Annotated in this window: 12 protein-coding genes and 1 pseudogene; 11 read left to right on the top strand and 2 right to left on the bottom strand. The window is 63.8% G+C overall.

Features of this window, described 5'->3' with window-relative positions; translation table 11 throughout:
• The first annotated feature begins 120 nt into the window (after nt 1-120).
• From KZJ41_RS04965 to KZJ41_RS04920, 11 genes and pseudogenes are all read left to right on the top strand, one after another.
• Nucleotides 121-1,257, top strand: a complete 1,137-nt coding sequence (locus KZJ41_RS04965; protein ID WP_006942948.1) for an acyl-CoA dehydrogenase family protein — start codon at nt 121-123, stop codon at nt 1,255-1,257.
• A 171-nt stretch (nt 1,258-1,428) separates the two neighbouring features.
• Nucleotides 1,429-3,066, top strand: a complete 1,638-nt coding sequence (locus KZJ41_RS04960; protein WP_006942944.1) for an NAD(P)/FAD-dependent oxidoreductase — start codon at nt 1,429-1,431, stop codon at nt 3,064-3,066.
• Between the two features lie 103 nt (nt 3,067-3,169).
• Nucleotides 3,170-3,913: an SDR family NAD(P)-dependent oxidoreductase gene (locus KZJ41_RS04955; RefSeq protein ID WP_006942936.1), complete on the top strand. Its 744-nt coding sequence runs from the start codon at nt 3,170-3,172 to the stop codon at nt 3,911-3,913.
• A gap of 124 nt (nt 3,914-4,037) precedes the next feature.
• Complete coding sequence (locus tag KZJ41_RS04950) at nt 4,038-5,003, top strand: SMP-30/gluconolactonase/LRE family protein (protein ID WP_006942934.1); 966 nt, start codon at nt 4,038-4,040, stop codon at nt 5,001-5,003.
• A 207-nt stretch (nt 5,004-5,210) separates the two neighbouring features.
• The gene (locus KZJ41_RS04945; protein ID WP_044476301.1) at nt 5,211-6,134 is read left to right on the top strand and encodes an SDR family NAD(P)-dependent oxidoreductase; all 924 of its coding nucleotides are present in this window, start codon (nt 5,211-5,213) and stop codon (nt 6,132-6,134) included.
• A gap of 276 nt (nt 6,135-6,410) precedes the next feature.
• Nucleotides 6,411-7,799: an MFS transporter gene (locus KZJ41_RS04940; RefSeq protein ID WP_232334114.1), complete on the top strand. Its 1,389-nt coding sequence runs from the start codon at nt 6,411-6,413 to the stop codon at nt 7,797-7,799.
• A 92-nt stretch (nt 7,800-7,891) separates the two neighbouring features.
• Nucleotides 7,892-8,446 carry a VOC family protein gene (locus tag KZJ41_RS04935; RefSeq protein WP_006942929.1) on the top strand — a complete coding sequence of 185 codons (555 nt, stop codon included), beginning with the start codon at nt 7,892-7,894 and terminating at the stop codon, nt 8,444-8,446.
• Between the two features lie 29 nt (nt 8,447-8,475).
• On the top strand, nt 8,476-9,093 hold the full coding sequence (locus KZJ41_RS04930) for a nuclear transport factor 2 family protein (protein ID WP_006942927.1): 618 nt from the start codon (nt 8,476-8,478) through the stop codon (nt 9,091-9,093).
• Nucleotides 9,094-9,173: 80 nt separating this feature from the next.
• On the top strand, nt 9,174-10,010 hold the full coding sequence (locus tag KZJ41_RS04925; RefSeq protein ID WP_006942926.1) for a mycofactocin-coupled SDR family oxidoreductase: 837 nt from the start codon (nt 9,174-9,176) through the stop codon (nt 10,008-10,010).
• Between the two features lie 413 nt (nt 10,011-10,423).
• Nucleotides 10,424-10,903: pseudogene (locus KZJ41_RS28580) on the top strand (hypothetical protein); the annotation flags it as partial.
• 40 nt (nt 10,904-10,943) lie between these two features.
• The gene (locus KZJ41_RS04920; protein WP_006942924.1) at nt 10,944-11,228 is read left to right on the top strand and encodes a hypothetical protein; all 285 of its coding nucleotides are present in this window, start codon (nt 10,944-10,946) and stop codon (nt 11,226-11,228) included.
• Between the two features lie 962 nt (nt 11,229-12,190).
• Here KZJ41_RS04920 and KZJ41_RS04915 read toward each other — a convergent pair.
• Together KZJ41_RS04915 and KZJ41_RS04910 are read right to left on the bottom strand one after the other, a co-directional pair.
• Nucleotides 12,191-12,586, bottom strand: a complete 396-nt coding sequence (locus KZJ41_RS04915; RefSeq protein WP_006942923.1) for an SDR family NAD(P)-dependent oxidoreductase — start codon at nt 12,584-12,586, stop codon at nt 12,191-12,193.
• Nucleotides 12,587-12,645: 59 nt separating this feature from the next.
• On the bottom strand, nt 12,646-13,386 hold the full coding sequence (locus tag KZJ41_RS04910) for an SDR family NAD(P)-dependent oxidoreductase (RefSeq protein ID WP_006942922.1): 741 nt from the start codon (nt 13,384-13,386) through the stop codon (nt 12,646-12,648).
• Between the last annotated feature and the right edge of the window lie 281 nt (nt 13,387-13,667).

Here is a 13,667-nt window from a genome sequence, read left to right as displayed (position 1 = left end):
AACACCGGGGCGGACGGTGCTGAAAAAACAATCACTTGTTTATTGCTATCAGATGCGGTTAAGGTGGTCAAGACCACAGCGTCCTCCGAATATCACCCCCGTCACACCCCAGGAGAACTCATGGATTTCCGTTTCACCGACGAGCAGCAGATGTGGCACGAGACCGTCCACGCCTTCATGGAGCGTGAGGTCGGGATCGAGTACATCCGCAAGCACGACGAGGCCCGCGAGTTCCCGGAGGAGGCGTACCAGAAGATCGCCGACCGCGGCTGGCTCGGGTTGCTCATCCCGGAGCAGTACGGCGGCCTCGAAGCCGACCCGGTGATGTACGCGATCTTCTGCGAAGCCATCGCCAAGTACAGCCTCGACTTCGCCGCGGCGATCATGACCTCGATGTTCACCGCCACCAACATTGCGTTCCACGGCACCGACGAGCAGCGCCAGAAGTACCTGCCGGACTTCATGGAAGGCAAGATCAAGTTCAGCATCTCCATCACCGAACCCAATGCCGGTTCCGATGCCGCCGGCCTGCGCACCCGCGCCGTTCAAGACGGTGACTCGTGGATCATCAACGGCAACAAGGTGTTCTGCTCCGGAGCCCACCTCCCGGGCACAGTCATCGCCGTCATGGCCCGCACGTCCGAGGACAAGCACAAGGGTCTGAGCATGATCCTGGTGCCCAACACCACCGAGGGCGTCGACGTCCGCAAACTCGACACCATCGTCCGCCGCAGCCTCGGCACGACGGAGATCTTCTTCACCGACGCCCGCGTCCCAGTGGAGAACATCATCGGCCAGCCGGGCGACGGCTGGACCGTCGTCGGCAGCCACCTCGAATGGGAGCGCCTGAGCCTGGCAGCCACCTACGTCGGCAACGCCCGCACCGCCCTCGACGACACCATCCGCTACACCAAGGACCGCACCCAGTTCGGCCGGCCACTGTCGTCCTTCCAAGTGCTCAAGCACCGCATGGCCGAGGACGAGTGCGAGGTCGAGGCGGCACGCCTGCTGGTCTACAGCGCCGCCACCAAGCTGGCCCGTGGAGAGAAGGCGCTCAAGGAGGTCTCCATGGCCAAGGTCTTCGCCGCCAAGACCGCCTTCCGGGTGGCCACCAACGGCATGCAGGCCCTCGGCGGTTACGCGACGCTGCCCGAGTACGACATGGAGCGCTACTTCCGCGAGGCCAAGCACGGCATGGTCGGCGGTGGCACCAACGAGATCCAGCACAGCATCATCGCCAAGCAGATGGGGCTCTGACCGGCCTCGAATTCCCTGCAAGCCCCATACGCGTGACACATATCCGTGGATACGTGCGGCGCATGAAAAACAAACGATTGTTATTGGTCCGGGGCTCGATCGACGCAGCGAAGCGGCTCGCCTGTTCGGCCGCCCGGAACGCTCGCCCCCAGGCCAACGAGAGGAAGTGCAATGACGAAAGAACTCGATTTCGACGCCGTGGTGATCGGCGCGGGATTGACCGGTCTGTACCAGACCTATCGACTGCGCGAGATGGGCTACTCCGTCCTGGGCGTCGAAGGGTCAAACGACATCGGCGGTGTGTGGCATCACAACCGCTATCCGGGCGCTCGGGTCGACTCGGAGAGCGAAGTGTACGGCTACTTCTGGAATGAAGAGCTCATGCAGGAGTGGAACTGGTCCGAGCGCTTCGCCGCCCAACCGGAAGTACTCGAATACATCCACCGCGCGGCCGACCTCATGGACATCCGCAAGGACTACATCTTCAACGCGCGGGTCAAGAAGGCCGTCTTCGACGACGAGAACAACTATTGGACACTCGAGTTCGAACAACAGTATCGCGCTCCGGTGACTGCACGCTTCGTCTTCTCGGCCCTCGGACCGCTGTCCGCGCCCCAGATGCCCAACGCCCCCGGCATCAACACCTTCAAGGGCGAAAGCTTCCACACCGCGAACTGGCCGCATGACCCGAACGGATTCGGTCCCGCCGATCTGGATTTCTCCGACAAGCGCGTAGCCGTGATCGGCGTGGGTTCAACGGGTGTGCAGGTCATTCAGGAGATGGCAAAGGTCGCCAAGAACCTGACGGTGTTCCTGCGCTCACCGAACTGGTGCACGCCTCTGGGCAACGGTCCCATGACCCAGGAGCGGATGGACTACATCAAATCGCACTACAACGAGTTCATTGCCAAGTGCGACGCATCCATTGCCGGCTATACGCACGAGTTCATTCCGAAGAACCTGTTCGACGTTCCGAAGGAGGAGCGCGATGCCAAGCTGGAAGAACTGTACAAGGGCCCGGGATTCTCGCTGTGGCTCGGTGCGTATCAGGACGTGCTGTCCGATCCGGTAGCCAACAAGTACGTCTCGGAATTCGTGGCCCAGAAGATTCGTGAGCGGGTCAAGGACCCCCGCACCGCCGAACTGCTGATCCCGAAAGATCACGGCTTCGGCATGAAGCGGGTGCCTCTCGAAACCGACTACTACGAGGTCTACAACCAGGACAACGTCTCCCTGGTCGACTTGAACACGACGCCGATCACCAGAATCACACCCGATGGCATCCAGACCACCGAGACCCTGCACGAATTCGACGTCATCATCTACGCCACGGGCTTCGATGCAGTCAAGGGAGCGTGGAACCGTATCGACATCCGCGGCACGGACGGTGTGGCACTGAAGGATGCGTGGGCTGATGGCGTGACCACCTACATGGGTATGCAATGCCCCGGTTTCCCCAACTTCTTCCTGCTTGTCGGACCGCAGAGCGGGGCCACCTTCTGCAACATTCCGCGCTGCTCGGCGCTCGCCGTCGACTGGCTGAGCGAAATGATGGCCCATGCAAAGGAAAACCATGTCCAACGCATAGAGCCGGAACCCGATGCAGCCGAAAGCTATACGCTCTACTGCACGAAGTTGATGGGCAAGTTGCTCCTTGGGCAGACGAACTCCTGGTTCACCGGCATCAACAAGAACATCGAGGGGCGCGACAAACGCGAGGTGTTGCTCTTCGTTGGGGGCAATCCCAGGTTCCGGGAGTACTGCGAGGACGTGACCCGCAACGGCTACAAGGGATACGTCATGTCGTGATCCTGCGACGTCTCGGATTTACAGCTGGCCAAGGCACCGAATGCACACAGAAATCGATCGACTTGCCACACCGGCCGGTTGATTCGCGAAAGGAGAGAAGCAGATGACACGACTGTCCGATAAGACGGCGGTAGTGACCGGAGGTGGCCGCGGCCTGGGTTCGGCCATCTCGACCGCTCTGGCCTCGGAAGGCGCACACGTCCTGGTGGTTGACAGGAACAAGGAAGCAGCAGATGTCGTGGTTGCGGACATCAAGGCTTCGGGTGGTTCGGCCTCTGCCGAGATCCTGGACATCAGCGACCGTGAGGGCGTCAATGCCTTCGGCGCTCGGATGGCCGAGCAATACGGAAATATCGATGTGCTGGTGAACAATGCGGGCATCGCGCCCCGCATCAGACCGAACGATCCTGATCAGGCGGAGAAGTGGGATCAGGTCATCGGCGTGAACCTCACTGCGCAATGGGACATTACAGTCGCGCTGCTGCCCACGTTGAAGCATGCGGGCGCAAGCGTGATCTTCGTTTCGTCGATTGCCGGATTCACGGCGCCGAGATCGAGTGCCGCCTACGGCGCGTCCAAGGCTGCCGTCCGCTCACTGGTCCAGTATTTCGCCCGAACGCTCGGCCCGACAGGTGGTCGAGCCAACGGACTGGCACCGGGCAGGATCAAGAGCGACCTGATGACGGTGACCGGTGAAGCGGGCGAGAAGTTCCTCCAACGACTACCGCTCGGTCGTGTCGGCGAGACACAGGAGATCGCCGGCCCGGCGGTGTTCCTCGCTTCCGATATGTCCTCGTATGTCACAGGAGTCACGATTCCCGTCGATGGCGGTTACCTGGCCTTGTGAGCGGCAGCGTCACGCTTGGTGCACGCCGACGCAACCGCTGAGCCCCCAAAGAGTCGCCGCGATCGGAGATCCCGACCGCACTCCGATCGCGGCCTGACTCCATTGCAATCAGGAGAGAAGACAAATGGTGCTGACCGAAATCGAGCCGTTTCAGCCGGCGGATCTGTCGCAGATCGGCAGTGGCCTGAACCGGCCGGAATGCGTGCTGGCAGCAAGCGATGGCTCGATCTACACCGGCGATTGGACGCTCGGTATCGCGCGGATCGCGCCCGACGGGACCACTGGCCCCGCCGTCGAGGCAGATCTGATTGCGCAGGGCTTTCGGCCGAACGGTATCGCGTTGACGGCAGACGGTGACTTCTTGTTCGCCAATATGGGTAAGGCGGGGGGTGTCTGGCGGGTCGGACGGCGTGGTGAGGCCCGCCCCTTCGCGACCGAGCTCGACGGGACCGCTATACCGCGCACCAATTTCGTGCTGGTGGACGGTGACCGGGCCTGGATCACCATCAGCTCGTTGAGACGCAAGCACGACCACTTCACCGCGGAAGAGAACACCGGGCAGATCCTGCTGGTGCACGATGGCAAGGTCACTGTTGCGGCAGATGGGCTGAACTGGACGAACGAACTACGGCTCTCGCCCGACGGCAAGTACCTTTTCGTCAACGAGACCTTTGCCTGCCGCACCACCCGGTACGACGTTGCGGCAGACGGCCTGTTGAGTAATCCTGTCCGGATCACCTACCCGGAAGACACCTTCCCCGATGGCATGGCCGTCGATGCGGAGGGCGCGCTCTGGATCGTCTGTGTCATCTCCAACCGCCTGATCCGCATCGCACCGGATATGACCTGGACCGTCGTGTTCGAAGACGTCAATCGCAGTGAGCTGGACGCGATCGCCTCGGCCCATGCCGAGGGGCGCCTGACCTGGGATCAGATTTCGCACAGCCGTGGGTCTCGTGTGTCCAACCTGTCCAGCATCGCTTTCGGAGGACCGGATCTGAAGACGCTCTATTTGGGTGGGCTCGGCAATCGAGAGGTGCAGGTGTTGTGGTCTCCGGTAGCGGGAATGCCCATGGAGCATTGGCGATGAGGCCCTCGGCTCAGGTATTGGATCCGACTGTTCGCGGGCCTGTGACCTGGGGTGTCGGTAGAGGATCTGCGTCGCGCACCGACGGCTGTCCCACCGAATCGATCATCGTCGGCGAGTAGGTCGCACCGCCGATCCGCCACCGGCCGTCGGGGGCCGACATCGCCCATACGGACGGTTCTGCGGGACCGAGTGATCGGAAAGGGATTCGTGAGCAGAGAACTGAACGGCAAGGTAGCCGTCGTCACCGGTGGCGCGGGCGGGATCGGCCGCGCCGTCACCGAAGCGTTCGTCGACAACGGCGCCGTGGTGCTCGTCGGAGACATCGATGACCACCGCGGCGCCGAAGTAGCCGACACCCATCCCGGTTCGATCGTGTTCCACCACACCGACGTCACCTGCGAGACCGACATCCAGGCTCTCGTTGCCGCCGCAGTCGACACGTTCGGCCGGATCGACATCATGGTCAACAACGCCGGCGCACTCGGCGGCCAGGGTCGCCTGCTCGACGTCGACGCCGACTCCTTCACCCGCACCAGCGATCTGTTACTACGATCGGTGTTGCTGGGGCACAAGCATGCCGGGCAGCGTATGAAGGCCCAGGGCACCGGCGGAAGCATCGTCTCGATATCGAGTATCGCCACGACACTGGCCGGCATCGGATCGGTGTCCTACTCGGCCGTCAAGGCCGGAATCGAGCAGATCGCCCGCGCCGCCTCCCACGAACTGGGCCGCTACGCGATTCGCTCCAACGTCATCACTCCCGGTGTCATCCTGACCCCCATCCTCGCCCAGGCCACCCGCCTCGGCCGCGAACGCCACAACGAGTTCCTCGACCGACTGGCCCCACGGCTGGGCGAGTTGCACCCGCTCGGTCGTGCCGGCACAGTCCAGGACATCGCCGACGTGGCAGTGTTCCTCGCTGGTGACCGCTCCGGATTCGTCACCGGCCAATCTCTCACCGTCGATGGCGGTCTGACCTCCGTGTGGGCTCACGACATGGCCGTTCTCGTCCGGGAGGTGCTGAGCACGATGGCCGAAGGGCAGGGACCTCTTCGAACCCCGCCATCCGGAACCGCTGAGATCCGCTCCGGGACGGTGACCGAGTCGACAGATCGCTTTGAAACTTCTTGACATTCCCCGAGTGGGAGCGCACAGTGTGACGCAGAAAACAATCAATCGTTTTTTATGGCGTTCGTCCGGCTCGGCCGATGCCCGCCACGGTGGAAGCACCGTCGTCCAGGACGAATCCGTCCGGGCACGGAACGTCAGGGCGCACCTCGATCGAGGTCAGTGTCCCATCGGTTCCGTCGGCCCGCAGCTACCGACCCAGTGCCCGCCGAGCCGGCGGGCACGGCGCGCTGGGTAGACGCCATCATCCCGTCACCGTTCCACGAGGGAGCAGAAGGTATGGATGTCATCAGCAAGATCAATTCAACGAAGATGAGGCCTTATCAGTGGCTCATCGTTGTCTTGTGCATGTTTTGCAACATGCTCGACGGCTTCGATTTCTTCGCCATGGGCTTCGTGCTGCCTCATCTACCGGCAGACTTCGCCGCCCCCAGCGAAAAGGGATACCTGATCAGTGCCGGACTCCTCGGCATGGCGGCGGGGGCGATCTTCGTCGCTCCTCTGGCAGATCGCTACGGCCGGCGCCTTCTGATCCTGGCGGGCCTGACCCTGAACATCGTCTCGATGGTCACGACCGCCCTGGCACCGAACTCTGCGGTCATGCTCGGCGGCCGCTTCCTCACCGGCATCGGTGTCGGCGTCATCAGCGCCACCATGATCGTGGTGGCCCAGGAGTACTCCTCGGCCGCGCGCCGCAATTTCGCCATCGGCATCGTCACCGTCGGATTTCCCTTGGGCAGCACCCTCGCCGGCCTTACCGGCGTGTCCCTCATGTCGATCTTCGGCGGGGCATGGCAGGCGATGTTCTGGGTGGGGGCCGCCGTCAGCTTCCTCGGACTCGTCCTGGTCGCCGCTCTGCTGCCCGAGACCTTGACCTTCCTGCTGACCACCGACAAGCCGGGGGCACAGGACAAGGTCGCTCGCATCGCGACGAAACTGGGCCTGGATTACACCCCCACCGAGCAGCAACCGCAGTCGTCGACCACCGTCGCTCCCCCCGCCCCCGGCAAGCCTCGGGTGCTCAGCGCCGAACTGCGCGAGCGCACCGTACTGCTGTGGATCGGCTACGCCTTCCTCACCGCGGCGTACTACTTCGTCGGCACCTGGACGCCGCAGCTGATCGCCGACGCCAGCGGCAGCACTCAGGACGGCGCCATCGCCGGCACGATCATCAGCATCGGCAGCCTCGCCGGATCGATCGTCTTCGGGCTCATCGGCCTGAGATTCCTCGCCACCCGAATCGCCTGGATGGCACTGAGCCTGGCCGTGGTCAGCCTGGTGCTCTTCACCCTCACCATGGGCGGACCCCTCGCCCTCGTCATGGCCACCGCACTCGGACTGGCCGTGTTCGTGTCCGTGTCCTCCTACACCGCCATGGCACCACCGATGTACCCGGCGCTCGCCCGCGCTCGGGGTTACGGCCTGATGGTCGGTATCAGCCGTATCGGCGCGATCATCACCCCGATCCTGGCCGGCTACGCCTCCGAATCCGTTGCCCCCAAGTACATCTTCCTGGCGGCCTCGATCCCGCTCGCGATCTCGGCCCTGGCCGCTCTGCGTCTGTGGTCGATCACCCGTACCCAGTTCACCGCCGAACTCGCGGACGCAGCCGCGCTACACGAGGCGGCGCAGACTCTGGACACGGAATCGCGTACGGCCGTCCGGTAGGCGACACGTCCTCGGGCCAGACGATCCGCAGAGCCCGCCCCGGAATAACCGGCACAGCACTCGATCCCCACAACTCGACGGAAGGAACCACGATGTCCTCGACAGGTGACGATCCCACGGTCTGTGGCGGCCGGACCGCCGAGCGGATCACCAAGGTGGACCACGTCGCCTTCGCGGTCTCGTCGATGGCCGAAGCCGCAACGTTTTTCCGTGACGTGATCGGCGGGACGTTCCTGTGCGGCGGGGACAACGACGAGACCGGGATCCGGCTGACGCACTGGATGCTGCCCGGGTTCAAACTGGAACTGATGCAGCCGCTGCGCAGCGATTCGCTCATCTCCGAAGCGATGCGCCGCCGCGGCCCGGGTTTTCACCACATGACGTTCCTGGTCGACGACATCCCGCGCACGGTCGAGGCCCTGCGCACCGACGGGTGCGAACCCATCGACACCGACACCCGCCTATCGGCCTGGAGCGAAACGTTCCTCTCGCCTCGAGTCACGTTCGGAGCGCTGCTCCAGTTCGTCAGTACCGATCTGCGGTGGGACACCCCTACCCAGGATTACACCTGCGAGGACGTCCTCGCCGGCCGCATCGTGTGGCGGGACTACATCGCCTGTGTACGCGAGGACCACCCGATCGCCTGATGCGCCCCGCTGGACGACAAGGAGCAGTGATGACCGCCAATCCCGAGATCGAGAAAACCCCGTCCCTGACCGAGCTGGCCGCCTCGGTTCGAGAGCTGCAGGACAGGCAGAGCATCCGCGACTGCCTGATGACCTATTCACGGGCGGTGGACCGGCTCGATCGCGAATTGCTGCTGTCGGTTTACCATCCCGACGCCATCGACGACCACGGCGTCTTCGTCGGAAGCCCGGAGGAGTTCGCCGACTGGGCGATCGACATGCACACCCGGACCCACCTGTCCCACCAACATGCCATCTTCAACATCACCTGCGAGCTCGACGGCGATGTCGCCCACACCGAGACGTACTACATGTTCGTCGGGCTCAACCGTGAAGGAACACCCCTGACCATGAGCGGTGGCCGCTACCTCGACCGATTCGAAAAACGCGACGGCCACTGGGCGATCGCCGCGCGCGCCTGCATCCGGGACTGGGCACCGCTCGACTCGATCCCCGACCAACTCGACCAGGTCGCGATGACAGTGGTGAAAAACCTTCCGGAACGGACAAAGACCCTCATGCGGACGGGTCCCCAGCCTCGCCGAGACCGTTCGGACATCTCCTATCAGCGTCCGCTGACCATCGATCCCTCACGCCTCGGCGGCTGAGCCGCCGACGACGCCGTCACCACCCAGATCAGTCTCACAACAACACCACCCATCGAGCAATCGTCCCAGGAGAGATCCACATGAACAGACTGCAGGACAAGGTCGCCTTCATCACCGGAGCCGGCCGCGGGCAGGGACGCGCACACGCCGTGCGCCTGGCCGAGGAGGGCGCGAACATCATCGCCGTCGATCTCTGCGCGAACATGGCGAGCGTCCCGTACGACCTGGCGACCCAGGACGACCTCGCCGAAACCGCCCGGCTCGTCGACAAAGCCGGTGGACGGATCGTGGCGCGAACGGCAGACGTGCGGGACCTCGACTCTCTGCGCGCCGCCGTCGATGCCGGGGTCGCGGAGTTCGGCCGCCTGGACATCGTCGTGGCCAACGCCGGGATCTGGTCCAGCGCTCCCTTCCTCGACATGCCCGAACAGACGTACCACGAGATGATCGATGTACAGATGCACGGACCCTACAACACGTGTCGTGCCGCCCTTCCCCACATCGTCGACGGCGGCCGCGGCGGCTCGGTGATCATCATCAGTTCGACCGCCGGGATGCGGGGCTTCCCCAACCAGGTGCACTACAACATGGGCAAGCACGCCGTCGTCGGACTCATGCGGACCTTGGCGAACGAGTTTGCACCCCAGTTCATTCGCGTCAACACCATCCACCCCAGCTCCGTCGACACGAAGATGATCCAGAACGACGCGATCTGGTCCGCTTTCGCACCGGGAGTGGAGAATCCCACGTTCGACGACTTCGGTGACACCTTCACCGCCATGAACCTGCTGCCGGTGCCGTGGATGGAGCCGGAGGCGATCTCGGGTGCGGTCGCATGGTTGGCGTCGGACGATGCGAAGTACGTCACCGGCGCCACTATCCCCGTCGATGCGGGCTATCTCGGAAAGTACAACTGAGGCGGCAGACCCTGCGTGCGGGCAACCCGCGGTCCTCGTGATCTCGAGTTGTGTCCGCGAGCGACGGCGAGACAGCCACGCCCGCCTCCACCACGGGCGATGAGTCACTGCGCCGAGATCGAGCCCGTCAGCGCGGAGCGTCACGCCGACGGGGCTCGGATGCCCCAGCTCCGCCGGCGGGACCGGGTGAGGCAGACCCTGTATGCGGGTCTGCCTCACCGTCGTGAAAAGGACGACGAGTTGGACGAAGAGGGCGGAAGCCCCGCACAGGCGCGAGAAGAAATCCTGATCGAGGGCAGCACGGACGACACTCCGGTATCGGTAGAGTCGCCGGCGAGCATTCGTAGCAGACACATAGTGGACGCGATCTCCCTGAACACCATGCGCATTCTGCCCAGCTTCTGGTCAGCGCGATGGGCGAGAACATCCGATCTGCACCTCGACGAAGCTGTCCTCGGGTTCGCGTTCTCCGGCTATCGGCTGGTGGCGTCCGTTGCCGCGTTTCCGAGGGCCGTACTCGCAGACCGATGGGCGCCGTGAGAGCACTGCGCGCCGCCGGCCTCGGTGCGTTCGCCCTGGGTCTTGTCTTCACCTGGGCCGCGCACTCCGGTGCGGGTTTGGTACTCGCACTCGCGGTGGTCGGACTCGCTCCGGCCTTGGCCACACCCGCAGTGAACGTGGTGATCATGTCGGGTGTGCGCGTCCAACGACGCGCGCTTGCGTTCGCGGCGGCAAGTGCCAGTCCCGTGACGGCGCTGATGGTGGCCGGAGCAACCGCGCCGGTGCTGGAGAGACTGATCGGATGGCGGTCCGCCCTCGGCATCGGGGGTCTGGTCGCCGCGCTGATCGTGCTGTGGCTACGCGGGGCACAATCGCAACGGACGCGTTCCGTCCCGGCCGCTGCTCTGGAGAAGGTGTCGTTGCGTCCCTCTGGTGGTGATGATGACCGGGGTCCTGGCCGGCAACGTGGCATTGGGCGGCGCCACGGCCTTCGTGGTGATCGCCGCTCCCACTGCCGGCCTGGACATCGCGTCCGTCTCGTTCGTCGTTGCCGCCTGTGCCTGTGGATCGATCCTGTTCCGTCTGACGTGTGCTCTGATAGTCGACCGGCGGGGATCGGACCCGTTCCCCGTGGCCTGGATGATGATGGTGGCCGGCGGCGGTGGGGTTTCGTTCTGTTGGCGTCAGGGATTCCCGGAGCATTTGTCGCCCGACTGATTTTGGTCTTGGTGCCCGGCTGGTCGTGGATCCCGCTGCTCGTACACGGGGTCACGAGCCGGTATTGCGATGCGGTGGCACCGGCCTCCGGTGTGGTCCAAGGTGCATACTTCGGCGGTGGTGTCGTAGGACTCTCGATAATGGGGGTTCTCGTCACGACCGCTTCGTACTCGTTTGCCTGGTTGGCGATGGGGGCTGCCAGCCTCGTCGCTGCACTCTCGGTCCTCGGGCAGGAACGCCGACTTCCACCGTTCCGCACGGCACGGGTGGGATGCTGATTCAGGCGTGGCCGTCCCGATCGGCCCTCTCGTCGCACGCTTTTTCGGATGGGGATGTGCGTTGCCAAGCCCCGGTACCCGCGCTGACGCATGCCCGGGGGTACCCCCGCCGGACCGATTCTTGTGGAATCGTGCCCGACGTGCGTTCGACGGCCTGCAATAGCGTTCGCAGCCACAAGTGCCCACGCTGTCGACACGCATCGCCACGCCGTGGCGACCGTGACCGTCCCTCAGGTTCCGCCCCTTGGGCCGGAGCACGTGAGGCAGACCCTGCGCGTGGGTCTGCCTCACCCGTCCTGACGACTGAGTTGGAGGAAGCGCCGGAACTCCACGCGGGCGTAGGAAAGCAGAGGATTCACCATCGGACTGATCTTGGTCTTGGCGCCCGGTTAGTCATGGATCTCGTTGGTCCTGGTTCTCACTGCATGTGACGCGGGGGCAGCGGTCTCCGGTGTGGTTCAGGTTGCCGACGTCAGTGGTGATGTCTTCGGCCTCGTTACCATGGGCGTACACATCGCGTTCACTTCGTACTCGATAACTTGGCTCTGGACGGGTCCTGCACGCAGTGTGTCGTCGCGTTCTCCTGGGTGGGAATGTCGCGGACACCATGCGCCGTGTCGGATAACGCTGTAGCACTTCGTTATCCGACACGGCGCACCGCGTCGCATTTGCCGATTTACAGGCTCAGTGGGCGGTCCCACCTCCGTCGACCACGAAGGTTTGTCCGGTGACGAGGTCACCACCGGAGCCGTGCAGGTGTAAAGCCATGGATGCGACGTCGTCGGGATTGCCCAGTCGGCCGGCCGGGGTACCGGCGATCATCACGTCGTACAGCTCCTTCGGGATATCGCCCAGGATGGGAGTCTCGATAGTGCCGGGCGCGAGGACGTTGACCCGGATTTTCTCGGAGGCGTCCTGGATGGCAGCTTGGCGGGAGAGGCCGAGGATGCCTCCCTTCGCAGCGGCGTACGCGGCCGTGTTCTGCATGCCGATCAGCGCGGCGACCGAGGAGACATTGACAATCTTCCCGCCACCGGAACCGATCATCGACGGCAGCACAGCCTGCATGCCGAGCCCCATTCCCTTCAATGGGCCGGGTCACGGCTTGTCCCGGCCGCCCTGTCACGACGCTGACGCGTTCAGACCAGGGTGTAGCCGCCGTCCACGAGAATGTCGTCGCCGGTGATGAACGAGGACTCGTCGGAGGCGAGGAACAGAGCAAGGTTCGCCACTTCGGAGGGACTGGCGATGCGATTCAACGGGGTGGCGTCCTTGATGCCTTGGATGAGATCGGCCGGAAGGTGGGGTGTCATTCCGGTGCCGATCACGCCGGGCAGGATGGCGTTGACGCGAATGTTGTCCTTGGCGTACTCCACGGCAGCAGTCTTGGTCAGCATAACGACGCCTGCCTTGCTCGCGCAGTAGGCGGGCATGTTCGCGAAGGCGACGTTGGCGGCCATCGAGGCCGTACTGATGATGGAGCCCCCACCGTTCTTGATCATTGCCGGGATGCCGTGCCGCATGCCGAGGAATACACCTTTGAGGTTCACATTCAGCACCTGGTCCCACGCCTCCTCGGTGTATTCACCGGTGGCCGCTTGGTCGCCGTCGATGCCTGCATTGTTGTACAGCACATCGAGACGGCCGAAGTGGGTGATGGCTGCCTGGATCATCGCCTCGACGTCGGCCGACTTGGAGACGTCGACGTGGACCGGAATACAGCCCTCGCCGAGGCGCTTGGCCACCTCTTCCTGCTTTCCGGAGATATCGGCCACCACGACCTTGGCACCTTCCCGATGGAAGACCTCCGCTGTCGCCTCTCCGATTCCCGATCCCGCTCCGCTGATGACGGCGACCTTACCTGCCAGCCTTCCGGACATTTCTTCCTCCTCGCATCGGGTGAACGACCGTGGAAAACAATCATTCGTTTCCAGAGACGGTAACGCGGGGGGCAAACAGCGTCAATAGGTTTCGGCACAAGCCGGGTAGACGACGATGAAGCCGCCTTTACCCCGTCAGGCCGAGGAGGGATGGTGGCGCCGCCAGAAGCAGCCGAGAGTGCCGGCACTCACAACCCTGACCGAAGGGTGGTTGACGTCACACCGATCGGCATCTAGCCTTGGAAAAAACAGACACTTGTTTTTTGACCCGGACCGTCGGG

It is taken from the genome of Rhodococcus sp. 11-3, assembly GCF_023704055.1.
GTDB classification, from domain to species: domain Bacteria; phylum Actinomycetota; class Actinomycetes; order Mycobacteriales; family Mycobacteriaceae; genus Rhodococcus; species Rhodococcus aetherivorans.
The sequence above is the reverse complement of the archived record's forward strand: the minus strand, read 5'-3'. Positions and strand labels throughout refer to the sequence as shown.